This window comes from Streptomyces sp. NPDC023723 (assembly GCF_040639815.1).
Taxonomy (GTDB): domain Bacteria; phylum Actinomycetota; class Actinomycetes; order Streptomycetales; family Streptomycetaceae; genus Streptomyces.
This window is the reverse complement of the sequence record NZ_JBFAAP010000034.1, coordinates 15,116-32,187: the sequence shown is the minus strand read 5'-3', so window position 1 is coordinate 32,187 and position 17,072 is coordinate 15,116. Positions and strand designations below refer to the sequence as shown.

Genomic DNA, 17,072 nt, shown 5'->3' with positions numbered 1-17,072 from the left:
GAAGGGGCGGGCGGCCATGCCACGAAGCAGGAGTCGTGCTTGTCGGAGAAGGCGGCCCGCCGAAGTGCGTCTCGTCGTTCCCGGTGTCCGTCACAGCTCCGGATACGGGTACGACATCGATGGCGGACCTGTCAGCCGAACATGCCGGGCTGGTAGCCCCCGGCGGGCTGCCGGTTGATGACGTTGATGCGGTTGTACGCGTTGATGACCGCGATCAGCGAGATCAGCGCGGCGAGCTGGTCCTCGTCGTAGTGCTGCGCGGCGTCCGCCCAGACCTCGTCCGAGACCCCGCCCGCGCCGTCCGCGAGGCGCGTGCCCTGCTCGGTCAGGGCCAGCGCCGCGCGCTCGGCGTCGGTGAAGACCGTGGCCTCGTGCCAGGTGGCCACCAGGTTCAGGCGCTGCTGGTCCTCCCCCGCGGCGAGGGCGTCCTTGGTGTGCATGTCGGTGCAGAAGCCACAGCCGTTGATCTGGCTGGCCCGGATTTTCACCAGTTCCTGCGTGGTGACCGGAATGGCCTCGTGCACCGCCGCGCCGGCCGAGTTCAGGTACTTCATGACCTTGCCCGCGAGGGCGTTGCCGAAGTAGTCGATACGCGCGTCCATCAGAAAACCTCTCCACCAGGGGAACTCGTTACGCCCCACTGACCGGACACCCCGCCGGTCTGTGACACGGAGCCGTCAGCGGGTCTGGTCGGTGGGACGGACGAGGATCTCGTTGATGGCGACGTGGTCGGGCTGGGTGACCGCGTAGAGGACGGCCGCGGCGATGTCTTCGGGGTCGAGGGTCCGCATGGACTCCGCCATGTTCTTCGCCGCGACCTGCATGACCGGATCCGTGATGTGGCTGGTCAGCTCGGTCGAGACGAACCCGGGCTCGATGACGACGACCCGTACGCCCTGCTCGGTGACCTCCTGGCGCAGCGCCTCGGAGAAGGCGGTGATGCCGAACTTGGTGGCCGCGTAGGCGCCGCTCGCCGCCGAGGAGACGCGCCCCGAGGTGGAGGAGATCTGCACCACCGCTCCCTTGGCGGCGAGGAGGTGGGGCAACGCCGAGTGCACCGTGTACATCGACCCCAGCAGGTTGGTCTCCACCATCCGCGTCCACTCCGTGGTGTCCGCGCCCAGGATGGCCCCGCTGAGCATGACGCCCGCGTTGTTCACCACGATGTCGAGTGCGCCGAAGCGCGCGACGGTCGCCGTGACGGCGTCCTGAACGGAGCGGGGGTCGTTGACGTCCATCTCCAGGACGAGGACCTCGCCGGGGGCTTGTGCGGCCAGGGACGCCAGCCGGTCGGTCCGGCGCCCGCCGACGGCCACCCGGGCGCCCGCCTTGGACAGGGCGAGTGCCGTCGCCCGGCCTATGCCCGAGGAAGCGCCCGTGACCAGGGCGACCTTGGTGTCGAGGGGCATGCTCATGTCTCCTCCAGAAGGTGTTCTCAACATGACCGAGCGGTCATGTTGCTGACCCTAACACTGAAAATGACCCACGGGTCACCTTCGGTGTTAGGATCGGGGCATGGACGACACGAAGCCCGCACCCGGTCCCAGGGCGGACATGGTCCGCAACCGGCGGCTGCTGCTCACGGCGGCGGCCGAGGCCTTCGCGGAGTGCGGGGTCGACGTGTCGATGAGCGAGATCGCCCAGCGGGCCGGCCTGGCCAAGGGCACCGTCTTCCGGCACTTCGCGTCGAAGGACGACCTCCTCGCGGCGATCATGCTGCAACTGCTCGACCGGCTAACCGAGCTGGCGGCACGCCTGCTGGAGGCCGACGACGCGGGAGCGGCCCTGCGGGAGTTCATGACCACGGGGGTCGAGGCGCTCGCCACCGACCAGGCGTTCTGTGAGGTGATCGGACGCCCCTCGCTCCAGCACGCCGAGGTGCGGGACGCGATCGGCCGCCTCGGCGACGTTGTGGAGGACCTCACCAGCCGAGCGAAGGAACAGCGCGCCGTCCGTGCGGACATCACCGGGACGGACATCATGCTGCTGCTCGGCGGCATCCACCAGACGGCCGCCCCCCTGCTGGACACGGACCCGCACATCTGGCGGCGCTACCTGGCACTGGCCTTCGACGGGCTGTGCGATTCCGGTGCCCGCACCCTGCCGTACCCGCCGCCCGCCGGACTGCGTCTGTCCGCCCCCTCCCCACCGAGCTGATCCGGCCCCCCGCCGACGCGGCCGAATCGTGTCACAGCGAACTGTTCCTCCCGGTCTTCGTGTCAGAAGCCGAGAGGAACAGAGGACACTGTGCGCGAGATCCTGATCGTCGGTGGTGGTTACGCGGGTTTCTACACCGCGTGGGGCCTTCGGAAGAAGCTGCGCCGGGGTGAGGCACGCGTCACCGTGGTCGACCCCCGTCCGTACATGACGTACCAGCCGTTCCTGCCCGAGGTGCTGGCCGGGTCGGTCGAGGCCCGGCACGCGGCGGTGTCCCTGCGCAGGCACCTGCGCGGGACCCGGCTGATCGCGGGCGCTGTCACGGAGATCAGCGCCGGCGACCGCAAGGTGACGGTACGGCCGGAGAGCGGACCGGACTTCGACCTCTCCTACGACGTCCTGGTGGTGACGGCGGGCGCGGTCACCCGCGCCTTTCCCATCCCGGGAGTGGGTGAACTGGCATACGGCCTCAAGCACGTGGAGGAGGCCGTGGCGGTACGGGACCGGCTGCTGACCTCGTTCGACCGTGCCGCGCTGCTGCCTCCCGGCCCCGAACGCCGCAAGCTGCTGACGGTCACCTTCGTCGGCGGCGGCTTCTCCGGCGTGGAGGGCTTCGGGGAACTGCTGGCCCTGGCGGCCGCGCTGCTCAGGAGCTACCCGGAGATCCGCGCCAACGAGTTGTCGTTCCACCTGATCGAAGCACGCGGGCGCATTCTCCCGGAGGTCGGCGACCGGCCCGGCGAGTGGGTGGTGCGCTCCTTGGAGAAGCGGGGTGCGCGGGTCCACCTGAACACCCAGCTGGTCTCCGCGGCGGGCGGTCATGTCGTGCTGTCCGACGGTGCGGAGTACGAGTCGGACCTGCTCGTGTGGGCGGCGGGCAACGCAGCCAACCCGATCGTGCGCAACCACACCGACCTTCCGGTCGACGAACGAGGACTGCTCGTCGTCCGCGCCGACCTCCGGGTCGGCACCGACGAAGAGGCAGTGGCCGACGTGTGGGCCGCGGGCGACGACGCCGCCGTACCGGACCTGGCGTCCGGACAGCCGGGCGCCCACACGGTCCCCAACGCCCAGCACGCGGTACGGCAGGGGAAGCTGCTGGCCAGAAACATTCTGGCGGACCTGCGCGGCCGCCCCGCCAAGGACTACGCGCACCACAGCCTGGGCGTGGTGGCCACCCTGGGACTGGGCCACGGCATCTTCCAGTACCGGCGCCTGGTCATCAAGGGACTCCCGGCCTGGCTGATGCACCGCGGCTACCACGTGCTGGCCATACCCACCTGGGAACGCAAGGCCCGGGTGTTCGCGGTGTGGGTCAGCGCCGCCCTCTTCGGACGCGACATCGTCTCGCTCGCGTCGGTCCAGCGTCCACGGGACGCCTTCGTCTCCAAAGGCGTACCGCGCCACGGCGAACGGTCCGAGGACGCGGTCGCCCGGTGAGCCGGCCCTGACCGACCGCGGCGGCGCGACGGCGGGCGTGTGACAACGAAAAGGTGTCACAACGTCCTTTCCGGCCCGGTCCGGCCGGTACTACGAGTACCGTTCCGCTGGGCACGCGCGTCGTGGTGGCGGGGGGTGCTGGGGCGCCGTTCAAAGGAGGACTCGGTATGGACCACGTCGGTGACGCCGCGCCGATCACTGAGCTGTTCGACGAGCGGCGGCATCTGCTGGAGGTCGCGCACTGGATGCTCGGCAGCCGTGTCGCCGCCGAGGGAGCGATCAACGACGCGTACCGGCGGTGGTACGGGCTCTCCGATCCGGAGCGGGCCCGGGTGGCGGCACCCCGGGCCTGGCTGACGCGGACCGTCGGAGGGATCTGCCTGGGGCGGCTCACGGTGCCCGGTGGGGACGGACCGCCAGGCGACGGCGTACGTGGCGGTCGGGAGTCGGCGGGAGAGGCCGGGGCGGTCCTGGCCGGAGCCCTCGACCCGCTGTCGTCGGCCGAGGGAGCGGCGTTCGTGCCGAACGACGGGTCCGGGACGGCGCCGCGCACGGGCGCGGGCATCGTCGGGCAGCCCGAACCCGAGCGCGCCGAACTGCTGGACCGGGCCCGCCGGAGTCTGCGGGCCCGCCGGGCGGAACCCACCCCACCGCACCGGCAGGACGAGATCGTCGGCTCGGTACGACAGGCGTGCGCCGACGAGGACGCCGGCCGGCTGGCGTCCCTGCTGGCCCCCGACGCGACCGTCTTCTACGACGGCGGAGGCAGGATCCGCACGCTGACCCGGCCGGTCAACGGCGGCCCCGAGGTCGCCCGCAGCCTGCTGACGCTGCTCGCCCGTCACCCCCGCACCACTTTGGACACCCATTCCGTCAACGGACGCACCGGCCTCGTCGCCCGCTACGACGACCAGGTCGTCGCCGTCATCACGCTCGACATCGCCGGGTCCCGGGTCGTCCAGGTCTGGGTGATGCTCAACCCCGACAAGCTGCGCGCCTGGAACCGGACCGCGCGTGACCCGAAGCGCGTCACACTCTCGCCGTCCACGCGGTCATAAGGATGAGTCGGACTCGCCACGACGGCGAGGACCGTGTGACGGCGAGGAGGAGAGGATGACGTACGTCATCGCCCAGCCCTGTGTCGACATCAAGGACCGGGCGTGTGTGGCCGAATGCCCGGTGGACTGCATCTACGAGGGCGCCCGCACCCTGTACATCAACCCGACGGAGTGCGTCGACTGCCACGCCTGCGAGCCCGTCTGCCCCGTCGAGGCCATCTTCCCCAAGGATGAACTCCCGCGGGAATGGGCGCACTTCGCGTCCGTCAACGCCGAGTACTTCCAGCCGGCCGCCTCGCGACCGCGCGCACCCGTCGGCGATCACCCCCTGGTCGCCTCCCTGCCTCCGCAGCGCCTGCCCAAGAAGGAGATCTCCGTCTTCGCCGTCGGCAAGGAAACGGCCGCCGACGCCGACCTGTGGTTCCCGTCGTGACCTCGCGGTCGTGACCTCAGGAGGCGGCGAGCGTGATGGTCGTCGGTGTGCCCCGCCACGCCATCCGCGCGTAGGGGCACAGGGAGTCGGCCTTCTCCATCAGGGGAGTGGCGACCTCCGCGTCGACACCGGGCCACGTCACCACCAGATCGACACGCAGCAGATATCCCCCGTCCCCCGGGTCCCGTCCGAAGCCCACGGTGGCCGCGACCGAGATGAGGTCAGGGGAGAGGGCCTCCTGCCGCGCCACCAGGCTCAGCGCCCCGTGGAAGCACGCGGCGAAACCGGCGGCGAACAGCTGCTCGGGGTTGCTGCCCCGGCCGTCACCGCCCAGCTCGGCGGGCATGCGCAGATCGAGGTCCAGGACGCCGTCGGCCGATCGCGCCCGTCCAGAGGCCCGCCCGTGCGCGGCCGCACCACCGGTGACGGTCACCGTCGTGGTGTAGATGGGCGAGAAGGAGTCCCCGTCGAAGTCCTTCTCAGTGGACAGGGTGGGCAACTGGATCCGCTCGGTCACGGCACGACTCCGATGTTGTGAAGATGCTTACGCCTGCGGACACAGGGTCCGGACTGAAGGATGACCGGCGAGTCACCTTGACTGTGACGCCTACCCGTCGCGGGCTCCGGGGAACATCCGGCAGTGGGTCAGTTGTCGAGTGACGCGACATAGGTGGACAGCTTGTCCGGGTTCATCACCCACAGGATCCGGTCGATGCCCTCGGCGGACACATCGACGGACAGCAGGGCCACCGTCTCCCCGCCGGACGACACGAGTACCGCCGGGCGGCCGTTCGCCTCGACCCAACGCGTGTCCGCCGGCGGCCAGAAGCGCGGTGCGAAGGCCGCGAGGTACCGGGACACACGGTCCCGTCCGACGACCGGGATCCTGGACGCGCCGCGCGTTCCGCCCCCGTCCGAGTAACTGACGACATCCGCGGTCAGTACGTCTTCCAGCACCGACAGGTCGCCCGTCCGCGCCGCGGAGAGAAACACCTCCAGCAGGCGCCGGTGGGCAGCCGGACTGACCCGTTCCCGGCGCTCGGCGGCCAGGTGCTTGCGCGCCCGGCTCACCAGCTGACGGGCGTTGGCCTCGGTGATCTCCAGCATCTCGGCGATCCGCCCGTAGGGATAGTCGAAGGCCTGCCGCAGCACATAGGCGGCGCGCTCCACGGGGTTCAGCTTCTCAAGGAGCAGCAGCACCGCCAGTTCGAGCGCCTCGGCCCGCTCCGCGCCCAGTTGCGGATCCTGCCTGGTGTCAACCGGTTCCGGGAGCCACGGACCGACATAGCTCTCCCGGCGCACCCTCGCCGACTGGGCCAGATTGATCGCCAGTCGGGTGGTCACCGTGGTGAGGAAGGCGGCCGGTTCGTGTACGGCGGTCCGGTCGGTGTTCTGCCACCGCACCCAGGTCTCCTGCACCACGTCCTCGGCCTCAGTGGTGCTGCCCAGGATGCGGTAGGCGATGCCGAAGAGCTGTGGCCGCGCGGAGATGAAGTCCTTCGTCGCTTGAGCGAGGGTGTCGCGAGGGGCACCGGTGTGCATGGAACGGTCCCTTCTGAACGGGTCACCGGCCATGCTACAAGTGGCACACCGACTCGTCTTCGGCGGACGCACCGTGGCACGCACGATGCCACCGGACGGACGGCTCGCCGTGTTCCGCGAGCCACTGCGCCAGTGTGCCACGGCCCACGTGCGCCGCCGGGTCGGACAACAGCGCCCGGCTGCTGAGCACCGTGCCGAGGAAGGGGGTCCTGGGGTGCGTTACCACCTCTCGCAACTCACCACGGGAGGCGATCAGTTCGGCGGTCAGCTCGTCGAGCCGGTACTCCTCGGGACCGGCGATCTCCAGATGACCGAACCGGGGCGTGCTCACGGCGGCGCGCGCGACCAGGGCGGCCACGTCGACCGCGCACACGGGGCGCAGCGCCACGGGCGCGACGGGCACATCGTTTCGGGGCGTGCCTGGACGAGAGAGTGCTTCCACGGTCTCGAAGAACGGAGTGGCCCGCACGATGGTGTGAGGCAGCGGCGATCTTCTGGCGAGATCCTCCTGCACCGCTTTCGCCCGGAAGTACCCCGTCCGCACCCGGTCGGCCCCCACGAGGGAGAGGACCACGTAGTGCTCGGCCCCGGCGGTCGCCGCGGACCGCAAGAGGTTGGTGGTCGTGGCGCCGAAGAACTCCGTGCTCACCGCCTCCGCACGAGCCGGCGCGTCCATCACGTCCACGATCACGTCGGCTCCGCGCAGAGCGCGGGAGAGGCCCTGTCCCGTGGCGACGTCCACACCCGTACCCCGTGACACCGGCACGACCTCCACACCGTGGCCGCGCAGTCCGATGACAGTCCTCGAACCGATCAGGCCGGTGGCTCCGGCTACGACGACTCTCATGGGCGTCTCCTCCGTTGTGGACCGGTACCGGGAGGCGGTACCGCACGTAGGACAGACGACGCCCCGGTCCTGTGACACCGGGCTGTCACAGGCGGCTCACCCGCTCGGTCAGAAGGGACGTCATCACACGAACCGCACCACGATCGTCGAACGAAGGATGTCACGTGACTGCCACCACCACCGACCGGGGATTCTCCGGTCACGTCGCCATCGTCACCGGCGCCGGCTCGGGCATCGGCCGGGCCACCGCCGTGGCCTTCGCCGAGGCCGGCGCGCGGGTACTCGGAGTCGGCCGCCGCGAGGAACCGCTGAAGGAGACCGCCGAGGCCCACGACAACATCGCCGTCCTGGCCGTCGACGTCTGCGCCGACGGGGCACCCGCCGAGATCGTCTCGCACACCGTACGGAGATGGGGACGCCTCGACCACCTGATCAACAACGCGGGTGCCACCGCGGTCATGCCGCTGGCGGAGACCGAGAAGCAGGTCATCCTCGACCTTCTGGCACTCAATGTCGTCGCTCCGAGCCTGCTCGCCCACGCGGCCCTGCCGCACCTGCGCGCGACCTCGGGCACGATCATCAATCTGTCCAGCACCTACGGCCATCGCCCGATGGCCGGCGGCGCCCACTACTCGGCGACCAAGGCGGCCATCGAACAGATGACGCGGAGCTGGGCCCTGGAACTCGCCGGCGAAGGCGTCCGCGTGAACTCCGTCGCCCCCGGCCCCACGCGCACGGACGTCATGCTGCACGCCGGTCTCACCGCGGAGGCGGCCAACGACATGTACGCGTACGAGCGCGAGCGCATCCCCACGCACCACATCGCCTCCGCCGACGAAATGGCGCACTGGATCCTGCGCCTGGCCGAACCCGCCGGACGCCACGCGACCGGTCAGGTGGTCACTGTCGACGGCGGACTGGAACTCATCTGACGCCCCCGCCCCGCCGCCGACGCCCCGTCCGTCGCCGGCGCCCCCGATCACGCAGGTCTGGGCCGGATGAGACGGATCATGCGTGGTACGGCGCCGTGCGCGGCGGGGCTTCGGGCGAGCGCCTCCCGGTCGGCGAAGCGGCGCAAGAGAGTGGCGTTGCCCAGGCCGGCCTCACGGGCGAAGAGCCGGCAGCGGCTACTTGCTCAGCCACAGGTCCGGGCCGAACACCTCGTAGTGGATGTCCCTGGGGCTCAGTCCGTGGGCCAGCAGATCGGTGCGGACGGCCTTCATGAAGGACAGCGGACCGCACAGGAACGCCGTGGTGCCGGGGGTCGGGGACAGGCGGGTGAGGTCGGCCCAGCCCTCGTTGACGTGGTCACCGGCGGCATCCGGGTGGTCGGTGTCCTCGTACCACACGTGCAGCGAGGCGTTGGGGAGCTGTGCGACGAGCTCGGAGAGTTCGAGCCGGTGAGCGTGGTGAACGGGCGAGCGGTCGGCGTGCACGACGGTGACCGGACGGTCCGGTGACACGGTGGCCAGATGCTCCAGCATGGCCAGCATCGGTGTGACACCAATGCCCGCCGAGGCGAGCAGGAGCGGGCTGTCGCCCTCGGGGAGCAGCAGGTCGCCGAAGGGCAGGGAGACCTTGAGGGGGTCGCCGGGACGGGCGTTCGCGTGCAGCCACGAGGAGACCTCTCCCTCGGGCACCCGGCCGTCGGCGGAGCGCTCCCGTTTGACGGTGATGCGCCAGGTCTTGCGGCCGGGGGCCGCGGAGAGGCTGTACTGCCGTATCTGGTACGCCCCGTCGGGGAGCTGGGCCTGAACGCTGACGTACTGGCCGGGGACGAACGTTGCGGTGGGCGATCCGTCGGGGTGGCCCAGGACGAAGGAGACGGCGTCCGGGGTCTCTTCGTGGCGTTCGATGATCTCCATGGTCCGCCAGACGGAGCCGTCCTCGACCCGTGCCTCGGTGTACAGGCGGGCCTCCATGGCGATGAGGGCGTTGGCCATGAGCCAGTAGACCTCGTCCCAGGCGGCTGCCACCGCCGGGGTCACCGCGTCACCGAGGACCTCCGCGACGGCCCCGAGGAGGTGACGGGCGACCAGGGTGTACTGGTCCGCGGTGATGCCCAGCGAGGCGTGCTTGTTCGCGATGCGGCCCAGTACCGCGTCGGGGCGCTCGTCGGGATGCTCCACCAGAGCGGTCGCGAAGGCGGCGACCGCCCCGGCGAGAGCCTCGCGTTGGGCGCCGCTGGCCTGGTTCGCCCGGTTGAACAGGCCTCGCAGCAGCTCAGGACGTTCTTCGAACATGTGGCGGTAGAACAGCTCGGTGATGGTGCCGAGGGAGGCTCCTACCACGGGGAGCGTGGCGCGGACGACCTGCGCCGACTGACTGGAGAGCATGCTGAACTCCAAACTGGTGCCATAGATGCTTATTTCGATGCGGTGCGGACCCACCTGCCGTGCGCGTGTCCGAACGGTTGACCGGACAGCGGCGATTGTTGTGACACCGGGTCAGACGTACACGGTGTCACACCCGAGCCGACCGTTCGGTCTCCTCCAGTGAGTGGGAAACAGTGTCGAACCGCCCCTTGCAGGAGGTGTTCCATGGATTGGCGTGACCGGGGCCTGTGCCTACGCGAAGACCCTGATCTCTTCTTCCCGATAGGCAGCATCAGCAGTGGTCAGGCAGTGATACAGACGGACGAGGCGAAGTCCGTCTGCCGTCGTTGTCCCGTGACGGAGCAGTGTTTGGCATGGGCCGTTGTCGCGGGCCCGGTCGAAGGCATCTGGGGCGGCACGACGGAGAGAGAGCGCCGTGCCGCACGGCGGCGCGCGGCACGGCGGCAGCCGGCGGCGGAGACAGCTGCCTGACCCGGGCCGCGCGAGGTGGGGACGCATGGCGGGACGGGCGGGGAAGGACCGGAGCCGGTCCTTCCCCGCCCGTCCCGCCATGTGGTCAGGCGGCCGGTGCCAGGCCGGCCCGCACCGCCGGGATGCGAAAAAGGGGGCCTGCCGTGCCGCAGTGCGGGCGACAGGCCCCACGCGCGGGCGACGGAACTCCCTCCCGGAGTCCGCCCCCAGCGGCTCAGTGCTGCTGCTGCGCGAGCCAGTCGCTGAACCGGGTCCCCGCGATGCGCGCGTCCGCACCGGGCAGCAGCGTGTCCTCCCGCAGCTCCGTACCGAAGTACGGGGCGTGCGCGTCGGTCACGACCGTGCGCGGGTCGTTCTTGGCGGCCAGGCCCTTGCGGATCAGCTCGTCGAGCTGGAACACGTCGGGACCGGCGACCTCCACCACCCCGTTGACGGGAGTGCCCACGGCGGTACGGCCGACGGCGGCGGCCACGTCGTCGGAGTGGACGGGCTGGATCTTCACCGGGGCCAGGCGGACGGTGTCACCATCGGTCGCCGACTCGGCGATGCCCTTCATGAATTCGAAGAACTGCGTGGCGTGGACGATGGAGTACGGGATGCCCGAGTCCTTGATCAGGCCCTCCTGCGCCTGCTTGGCGCGGAAGTAGCCGCTCTCCTGGAGCCGCTCCGTGCCGACCACGGAGAGGGCCACGTGGTGCGTGACACCGGCTTCGGCCTCCGCCTTGAGGAGGTTGGTGGTCGACGTGCGGAAGAACTCCATGACCGCGTCGTCCGCGAAGGAGGGCGAGTTGGAGACGTCGACCACGACCGAGGCACCGGCGAGCACCTCGGCCAGTCCCTCGCCCGTGAGCGTGTTGACGCCGGTGTTGGGGGAGGCCGGCACCGCCTCGTGACCATGCTCGTTGAGCTTGGCGACCAGCTTGGAGCCGATGAGTCCGGTGCCGCCGATCACTACGACCTTCATGATGAGAACCTTTCGTATATGCGCTGATGTCGTGATGTTGTCTGCATGAGTAGAGACCAAGTGGGCGCGTCTTCTGTGACACGGCCACCGTGTCCGCCGAAATCGCCCGCTATTCGACGAGCTTTCCCTCGGTGGAGACCTCCGCCATGAGGGAGGCGATCTCCTGCGGGACGGGGGGAATCCCCTCGTGGGTGACGCCGGTGGTCGGGGACCAGACGAGATTGACGCGGAGGGCGGAGTCCATCTCGGGGAAGTCGCTGCGGTTGTGACAGCCGCGGGTTTCCCGCCGTTCCAGGGCCGCTTCCAGGGTGGCGCGGGCCGCCAGGGCGGCCGACTTGAGGTCGAAGGCGTGGGCGAGATCCTGGAACCCGGCGATATCGGGGTGGACGCCGACGTTCTCCATGCGCTTCTCGATGACGTCCAGCTCCGCCAGACCGGTGCGCAGGCCCTGTTCGTCACGGACGACACCGGCGTGTTCGGTCATGGTGTCGCGGATGGCGCGCTGCAGGGCCCGGACGTTCTCGGGTCCGTCGGCGGCGAGCAGGTCGCCGACCTCGGCGCGGGCCTCGGCCACGGCGGACGCGCTGCGGGGCTGGGCGGTGAGCCCGTCCGAGTAGGCGGCGGCGGCCTGGCCGGTGATACGGCCGTAGACGAGGAGTTCGATGAGGCTGTTGCCGCCGAGCCGGTTGGCACCGTGCAGGCCGCTGGCGGCCTCGCCGATGGCGTACAGGCCCCGTACGTCGGTGCTGTGGTCCTCGGGACGGACCCAGACGCCGCCCATCGAGTAGTGCGCCGTGGGGGCGACCTCGATGGGGTCGCGGGTGATGTCCAGCATCTGCAGTTCCAGGAGCGTCTGGTAGACCCGAGGCAGCCGCTCCATGATCGTCCGGCGAGGGAGGTGGGAGACGTCGAGCCAGACGCCGCCGTTGGCAGTGCCGCGGCCCTCCTTGATCTCGGTGTAGGAGGCGAGTGCCACGCGGTCGCGGGTGGACAGTTCCATCCGCTCGGGGTCGTAGCGGTTCATGTACCGCTCGCCGAGGGCGTTGCGCAGGATGCCGCCCTCGCCGCGGGCCGCCTCGCTGACCAGGGTGCCCGCGGCGTTCTCCGGCTCGATGATGCCGGAGGGGTGGAACTGGACCAGTTCCGGGTCGCGCAGCCGGGCCCCGGCCTCGACCGCCAGCCGGAAGGAGTCGCCGGTGTTCTCGTCCCGCCGGGAGGAGGTGCGCCGCCAGATGCGGGTGTGCCCGCCGGCCGCGAGGATGACGGCGTCCGCGTGGACGAGGTAGCGGGTGCCGTTGCCCAGGTCGAAGCCGTAGGCGCCGAAGACGGCACCGTCGTGCACCAGGAGCCGGGTGATGTAGAGGCTGTCGAGTACCGGGATGTCCAACTGGCTCGCGCGTCGGATGAGGGTGCGCTGGATCTCCAGGCCGGTGTAGTCACCGGCGAAGGCGGTACGGCGGAACGTGTGGGCGCCGAAGAAGCGCTGGGAGATCCGGCCGTCTCCCTCGCGCGCGAAGGCCATGCCGTAGCGCTCCAGGTCGTCGATGCCCAGGGCGGCGCCCTGAGTGACGATCTCGGCCGTACGGGGGTCGCCGAGCAGGTAACTCTCCTTGAGTGTGTCCGCCGCGTGCTGCTGCCAGCTGTCCTCGGGGTCCATCGTGGCCAGGGCCGCGTTGATCCCGCCGGCGGCCAGGGAGGTGTGGGTGTCCTCCTTGGGCCGCTTGCCGACGGCGATGACGTCGACACCGGCCTCGGCCAGCTCGATCGACGCGCGCAGACCGGCCCCGCCGGTGCCGATCACCAGCACGGTGGTGGCGAGTCGCTGTTCGGTTGTGGCCACGATTGCTCCCGTCGCTCTGGGTGGGTCACTGACTAGTGACAGGGGCGGCTACGAGTATGTGACACGGTGGCACTCGCTCCGGGGCCGTGCGGTGTCACGGATCGTCAGCGGACCTGGTCATGACTGCCATGAGCACTCCCGTGGACCTCGTGCACATTCTGCTGACCGTGCTCTTCGCCGTCGCGGCGGTGCACGCGCTGTGGCGGGGCGTGCGGTCCCGGACGGCGGGACGCCGGGACCGAGTGGACCACCTCCTGCACGGTGTCATGGCCGCGGCCATGACGGCGATGCCCTGGAGCCTCGGTCACGCGCTGTCCGGCCGGACCGCGGTGGTCCTCTGCGCGGGCAGCGCCCTGTGGTTCCCGCTCTCCGCCCTCCACCGCGGTACGCCGGGCCCCGTGGCGGCGATCGCCGTCCGGCTGCCGTCCGCGGCCGGCATGGCGGCGATGGCCTGGATGCTGCGCACACCCCACGGCCGGACGGTTCCGGCGCCCGCCACTGCCGTCACCGTGCTGCTGACGGCGTACCTCTTGTTCTGCGCCGTACGTTCGCTGACCCGCCCCATGCCGGCGCTGAGGTCCGCCACGGTCACCGCGCACCGCGCCGCCGCGACGGACCCCTGCGGTCACTCGCGCGACGGGGCGATGGCGCTGGGCACGGCCGTGATGCTGCTCATGCCGCACTGAGCGGAGGCCACCGGGGACCGGCGAGGGCCTTGCCGCGCATCAGGAAGTCCGACAGGTAACCGTCGTGGGGCACGCCGGGCGCCATCCAGTGGGTCGGGGTGTCACCGACGTACACGTTGGCGATGCCGGGCTCCGCCAGCAGCGCGTCGACCAGGGCGCGGTCGCGGGTGAGCGCCGAGAGCACGAGTGTGTCCCGCAGCACGGCGGTACCGTCCGCACGGCTCCAGGGAGCCACCCACACGTTGGGGAAAGGGAGTTCGACCCGCAATTGCGCCGCCCCCGGGTGGCCGACCTGGTGGACGGCTGGACGCAGTACGGCACTTCCGTCACCGAGGTCGTCGACGACACCGTCCGCGCCGAGCCACGCACGCGTCCCCGCCGCCACCGACTTCAGGTGGGCGGCCAGGGGCCGGGCCCGGGCCAGCGGGCACAGGTGCTCGTACTCGAGTACGCCCAGTCCTCCGACGGTGCCGGTGGCGAACTCCTCGCCGGCCGCCCCCAGCAGTGCGTCCAGGTCGGCCGGCGACACGGGCCCGGCCGCGCGCAGCGCGGACAGCGCGCGGTCGGCGTACACCGGCGGCACCAGGCTCAGCCGTGCCACCCCGGCGCCCGACACATCCGTCACCGTCTCGGGTACCCGGGTCCGGTAGGGCCCCCGTGGGCCCAGCGCGTCCAACTGGACCGGCCCGGTGATCTCGGCGGCCGGCATCAGTACACGCCCTCGATCACCGTCTCGCCCCGCACCGCCGGCACCGGCGCCACGTCCGCGACGGCGTCGCCGGCCTGACCGCCGGCCGGACGGACGCGCACGGCCGTGTCGCGCTCGGCGTTGTGGGGGATGAGCATCGACTTGCTGACGTGGCTGACGATCACCTGGCCCCGTTCACCGACGCCGACCCGTTCTCCGGTACCGGGGTCGACCACCGACAGAAACACGTACGGTGACACCGGGTCGAACACGCAGGGCTCCGAGGCGTCGCCACCGGCCCGTTCGAGCAGCGCGGTGAGCATCATGGTGTTGCCGTACATGCCGATGAGCGGCACCTCGGGGAAGACCTCGGTGGCCAGCAGGTGCCGGGTGTCGGGGTCCATGTGGGTGCCACCCCAGAGGATGGCCCGGACCGAGCCGTTGATCCGGGCCAGGAGGTCGTCCTCGCGGGCGAGGCGTTCCAGCAGCGGGGTGGTGACGGCGAGTACTCCGATGTCCTGGGTCAGCAGGATCCGCCGGCACTGTTCGACCAGGTGGTCGGTGTAGGACTCGACCTCGTCGACCCGGCCTGCGGCGGCCAGCCTCCGCACCCAGCGGGGGTCCATGTCGACGCCCAGTCCCGGGGCAAGAGCGAACCTGGAGGCTCGTGCATGCTTCGTTGTCACGTCATCGGGGACACTGACTGCTTTCCAGGCTGCGCTCCCGTCGTGGTTGCGTGGTCCTGCCCGCGCGGCTCGCAGGTGCGGGTTGCTCCCGTGGACCTCGTCGCCGACCACCCCTCTGGAGCCGAACGCGCCTGTGCCCACGCCGCCGGCGCCCCCCGAAACCGGCGGCCGGCGACTCCGTGGGCTCGCCAGAGATGCGGGACACCGTGCTGCCTTTGCGGGAGCTGTCGAGTTACGTGAAACCGGACGTCGACCGGTTCCTCGCCGCGCTCCCCGATGTCCTGGGATGTCCCGCACCAGGGCAACCATCCGACCCTCCCGCACGTCATCAGACCATCAGTTCGGTTGGTGAGCACCTGACGGAAGGCCGTTTGTCGTGAGTCCAGGCACCCGTACGAAAGTCCTCGCCTGCGTGGCCGTGCTGCTCGTCGCCACACTCGGGCTCGGCTGCTGGGTGCTGTGGGGGGACGGCGGGCCGGCCGGTACGTCGGCGCACAAGGGGCTCAGGCAGGGAGGCATCGAGGATGTGCCCGACGATGCCACCGCCGAGCAGCTGTTCACCGTGGACGCCCCCGACCTGAAGGAAGGCGTGTTGGCGACCACGTACGGCGCGTGGGCCACCGCGACGTCGTACGTGAAGACCGGGTACGGCTCGGTCACCGCCTACGACTCCACCGGCGGACGGCGCCTGTGGGAGCTGGGGCTGCCCGGGGACGTCTGCGCCGCGACCCAGGACGTCACGCCGGAGGGGTACACCGCCGTCGTCGTCCGGGATCATCTGGGCAAGCGGGGCTGGAACGAGGGCGGGTGCGACAGGCTCGTGGTCTTCGACATCGACGACGGCAGCGCGGTCTGGCGGACCGCGCTGCCCAAGAGCAAGACACGATTCCGCGAGCCGGAACTGGTCATCGGTGAGGGCGTCGTCGCGGTGAGCTGGTACAAGGGGTCGGTCGTCTATCCGGTCACGGGCGGCAAGGCGCTGTGGAGCGAAGGGGCCGCGCAGTGCTCGCACGAGATGCACCTCACCGGCGGTGGCGGCCTGGTGGCGAGCGGCCGTGGCTGCGCGGAGAATCATGCCGGACGCGTGCTCTGGAAGGTGAACCCCCGGACCGGCGCCCCGGAGTGGAGGTACCGGATCCCGAAGAAGTACTGGACCTGGGACGTGCTGTCGACCGACCCCGTCACCGTAGCGGTGAGCGAGGGCGACAGCGGTGTCGATCACGAAGACACCGAGATGACGCACGTGCTGAGCCTGGACGGGCACGGCAGGCTGCGCGCCACCATCGGGCTGAGCGAGGACTACGACCTGTACAACTGGGACAGTCGCGAGCGGCAACACGTCGTCACCGAAGACACCTTGTACCTGCCGCTGCACGGCGTGGACTCCGGCAGGCACTTCGCGGCGATCACCGCCTTCGACCTGACGACCGGTGAGGTCAGGAGGTCGTTCAGCTCCAAGGGCGGTCGGCGCATGGTACCCCTGCGGATGAGCGGGGACCGTCTTCTCGGCCTCCAGGTGGGGCACGGAGGCAGCGGTACGAAGGGGAAGACGACCGCCAGAGTCCTTGGCATCGATCCCGCCACTGGGCACCGGTCGCTGCTGTTCGCGGCGGCCTCGTCCGACGACGACGTCCGTGACCTGATGAGCCTCGACGGCGTGGACATGTGCACGGCCGTCTTCGAGCACGGGCGGCTGTACTTCGGCCACGAGGCCGTGACCGGGCCGCGCAGAATCCTCGACACGCCCGCCGATCGCTACCTCGCCGTGGCCTTCGGAACCGGAACCCGCTGAAGCGCCGCAAAGGCGCGGGCGGCGCCCCGCACAAGGGTGCCGCCCTCCCAGTACGGCGTACGGCTGTCCTGAACAACCCCGTGCACCGGACACCGGACATCGCAAGATCGTCTCAACCGCTGGCCAGTCACG

18 protein-coding genes are annotated in these 17,072 nt (G+C 70.5%); 8 read left to right on the top strand and 10 right to left on the bottom strand.

Features of this window, described 5'->3' with window-relative positions:
• Positions 1-131 precede the first annotated feature (131 nt).
• Complete coding sequence (locus tag AB0G32_RS28225) at positions 132-602, bottom strand: carboxymuconolactone decarboxylase family protein (RefSeq protein WP_361169147.1); 471 nt, start codon at positions 600-602, stop codon at positions 132-134.
• 75 nt (positions 603-677) lie between these two features.
• Entirely contained in the window at positions 678-1,415 is a 738-nt protein-coding gene (locus AB0G32_RS28220; protein WP_361169144.1) for an SDR family NAD(P)-dependent oxidoreductase, read from the bottom strand.
• 100 nt (positions 1,416-1,515) lie between these two features.
• Here AB0G32_RS28220 and AB0G32_RS28215 point away from each other — a divergent pair, with 100 nt between their 5' ends.
• From AB0G32_RS28215 to fdxA, 4 genes are all read left to right on the top strand, one after another.
• On the top strand, positions 1,516-2,157 hold the full coding sequence (locus AB0G32_RS28215; RefSeq protein WP_361169142.1) for a helix-turn-helix domain-containing protein: 642 nt from the start codon (positions 1,516-1,518) through the stop codon (positions 2,155-2,157).
• Positions 2,158-2,247: 90 nt separating this feature from the next.
• The gene (locus AB0G32_RS28210; protein WP_361169139.1) at positions 2,248-3,597 is read left to right on the top strand and encodes an FAD-dependent oxidoreductase; all 1,350 of its coding nucleotides are present in this window, start codon (positions 2,248-2,250) and stop codon (positions 3,595-3,597) included.
• A gap of 167 nt (positions 3,598-3,764) precedes the next feature.
• Positions 3,765-4,655 carry an RNA polymerase subunit sigma gene (locus AB0G32_RS28205; RefSeq protein ID WP_361169136.1) on the top strand — a complete coding sequence of 297 codons (891 nt, stop codon included), beginning with the start codon at positions 3,765-3,767 and terminating at the stop codon, positions 4,653-4,655.
• Positions 4,656-4,710: 55 nt separating this feature from the next.
• Positions 4,711-5,088 (top strand): ferredoxin, encoded by a 378-nt coding sequence (fdxA, locus tag AB0G32_RS28200; protein ID WP_361169133.1) that lies wholly within the window; start codon positions 4,711-4,713, stop codon positions 5,086-5,088.
• A gap of 16 nt (positions 5,089-5,104) precedes the next feature.
• Here fdxA and AB0G32_RS28195 read toward each other — a convergent pair whose 3' ends face one another.
• From AB0G32_RS28195 to AB0G32_RS28185, 3 genes are all read right to left on the bottom strand, one after another.
• Positions 5,105-5,605, bottom strand: a complete 501-nt coding sequence (locus tag AB0G32_RS28195) for an Ohr family peroxiredoxin (RefSeq protein WP_361169130.1) — start codon at positions 5,603-5,605, stop codon at positions 5,105-5,107.
• A gap of 128 nt (positions 5,606-5,733) precedes the next feature.
• The gene (locus tag AB0G32_RS28190) at positions 5,734-6,630 is read right to left on the bottom strand and encodes an RNA polymerase sigma-70 factor (protein ID WP_361169128.1); all 897 of its coding nucleotides are present in this window, start codon (positions 6,628-6,630) and stop codon (positions 5,734-5,736) included.
• 34 nt (positions 6,631-6,664) lie between these two features.
• Complete coding sequence (locus tag AB0G32_RS28185; RefSeq protein WP_361169126.1) at positions 6,665-7,477, bottom strand: NAD(P)H-binding protein; 813 nt, start codon at positions 7,475-7,477, stop codon at positions 6,665-6,667.
• A gap of 164 nt (positions 7,478-7,641) precedes the next feature.
• On the opposite strand from AB0G32_RS28185, the gene AB0G32_RS28180 reads away from it, so the two are divergent.
• Positions 7,642-8,409, top strand: a complete 768-nt coding sequence (locus AB0G32_RS28180; protein WP_361169123.1) for an SDR family oxidoreductase — start codon at positions 7,642-7,644, stop codon at positions 8,407-8,409.
• A gap of 195 nt (positions 8,410-8,604) precedes the next feature.
• Here the strand turns inward: AB0G32_RS28180 and AB0G32_RS28175 are convergent, their stop codons facing one another.
• Positions 8,605-9,813: a globin domain-containing protein gene (locus AB0G32_RS28175; protein WP_361169120.1), complete on the bottom strand. Its 1,209-nt coding sequence runs from the start codon at positions 9,811-9,813 to the stop codon at positions 8,605-8,607.
• A gap of 204 nt (positions 9,814-10,017) precedes the next feature.
• Here AB0G32_RS28175 and AB0G32_RS28170 point away from each other — a divergent pair, with 204 nt between their 5' ends.
• Positions 10,018-10,284: a WhiB family transcriptional regulator gene (locus AB0G32_RS28170; protein WP_361169117.1), complete on the top strand. Its 267-nt coding sequence runs from the start codon at positions 10,018-10,020 to the stop codon at positions 10,282-10,284.
• Between the two features lie 214 nt (positions 10,285-10,498).
• Here AB0G32_RS28170 and AB0G32_RS28165 read toward each other — a convergent pair whose 3' ends face one another.
• Together AB0G32_RS28165 and AB0G32_RS28160 are read right to left on the bottom strand one after the other, a co-directional pair.
• Entirely contained in the window at positions 10,499-11,248 is a 750-nt protein-coding gene (locus tag AB0G32_RS28165; protein ID WP_361169115.1) for an SDR family oxidoreductase, read from the bottom strand.
• A gap of 109 nt (positions 11,249-11,357) precedes the next feature.
• A complete protein-coding gene (locus tag AB0G32_RS28160) occupies positions 11,358-13,088 on the bottom strand; it encodes an FAD-binding protein (protein ID WP_361169113.1) in 1,731 nt (576 codons plus the stop codon).
• A 128-nt stretch (positions 13,089-13,216) separates the two neighbouring features.
• Here AB0G32_RS28160 and AB0G32_RS28155 point away from each other — a divergent pair, with 128 nt between their 5' ends.
• Positions 13,217-13,774 carry a DUF5134 domain-containing protein gene (locus AB0G32_RS28155; protein WP_361169110.1) on the top strand — a complete coding sequence of 186 codons (558 nt, stop codon included), beginning with the start codon at positions 13,217-13,219 and terminating at the stop codon, positions 13,772-13,774.
• Here the strand turns inward: AB0G32_RS28155 and AB0G32_RS28150 are convergent.
• Both AB0G32_RS28150 and AB0G32_RS28145 read right to left on the bottom strand, forming a co-directional pair.
• Positions 13,761-14,483, bottom strand: a complete 723-nt coding sequence (locus AB0G32_RS28150) for a hypothetical protein (RefSeq protein ID WP_361169108.1) — start codon at positions 14,481-14,483, stop codon at positions 13,761-13,763. The genes AB0G32_RS28155 and AB0G32_RS28150 overlap by 14 nt on opposite strands.
• On the bottom strand, positions 14,483-15,088 hold the full coding sequence (locus tag AB0G32_RS28145; RefSeq protein WP_361169105.1) for a hypothetical protein: 606 nt from the start codon (positions 15,086-15,088) through the stop codon (positions 14,483-14,485). Before AB0G32_RS28145 ends, AB0G32_RS28150 begins: the two co-directional genes overlap by 1 nt.
• Before the next feature lie 436 nt (positions 15,089-15,524).
• Here AB0G32_RS28145 and AB0G32_RS28140 point away from each other — a divergent pair, with 436 nt between their 5' ends.
• Positions 15,525-16,940 (top strand): PQQ-binding-like beta-propeller repeat protein, encoded by a 1,416-nt coding sequence (locus AB0G32_RS28140; protein WP_361169102.1) that lies wholly within the window; start codon positions 15,525-15,527, stop codon positions 16,938-16,940.
• Positions 16,941-17,072 lie beyond the last annotated feature (132 nt).

Bases quoted from the DNA above. Each gene is read 5' to 3' on its own strand.
- AB0G32_RS28225 (WP_361169147.1), bottom strand. From the start codon at position 602: ATGGACGCGCGTATCGACTACTTCGGCAACGCCCTCGCGGGCAAGGTC.
- AB0G32_RS28220 (WP_361169144.1), bottom strand. From the start codon at position 1,415: ATGAGCATGCCCCTCGACACCAAGGTCGCCCTGGTCACGGGCGCTTCC.
- AB0G32_RS28215 (WP_361169142.1), top strand. From the start codon at position 1,516: ATGGACGACACGAAGCCCGCACCCGGTCCCAGGGCGGACATGGTCCGC.
- AB0G32_RS28205 (WP_361169136.1), top strand. From the start codon at position 3,765: ATGGACCACGTCGGTGACGCCGCGCCGATCACTGAGCTGTTCGACGAG.
- fdxA (WP_361169133.1), top strand. From the start codon at position 4,711: ATGACGTACGTCATCGCCCAGCCCTGTGTCGACATCAAGGACCGGGCG.
- AB0G32_RS28190 (WP_361169128.1), bottom strand. From the start codon at position 6,630: ATGCACACCGGTGCCCCTCGCGACACCCTCGCTCAAGCGACGAAGGAC.
- AB0G32_RS28185 (WP_361169126.1), bottom strand. From the start codon at position 7,477: ATGAGAGTCGTCGTAGCCGGAGCCACCGGCCTGATCGGTTCGAGGACT.
- AB0G32_RS28175 (WP_361169120.1), bottom strand. From the start codon at position 9,813: ATGCTCTCCAGTCAGTCGGCGCAGGTCGTCCGCGCCACGCTCCCCGTG.
- AB0G32_RS28170 (WP_361169117.1), top strand. From the start codon at position 10,018: ATGGATTGGCGTGACCGGGGCCTGTGCCTACGCGAAGACCCTGATCTC.
- AB0G32_RS28165 (WP_361169115.1), bottom strand. From the start codon at position 11,248: ATGAAGGTCGTAGTGATCGGCGGCACCGGACTCATCGGCTCCAAGCTG.
- AB0G32_RS28155 (WP_361169110.1), top strand. From the start codon at position 13,217: ATGAGCACTCCCGTGGACCTCGTGCACATTCTGCTGACCGTGCTCTTC.
- AB0G32_RS28150 (WP_361169108.1), bottom strand. From the start codon at position 14,483: ATGCCGGCCGCCGAGATCACCGGGCCGGTCCAGTTGGACGCGCTGGGC.
- AB0G32_RS28145 (WP_361169105.1), bottom strand. From the start codon at position 15,088: ATGGACCCCCGCTGGGTGCGGAGGCTGGCCGCCGCAGGCCGGGTCGAC.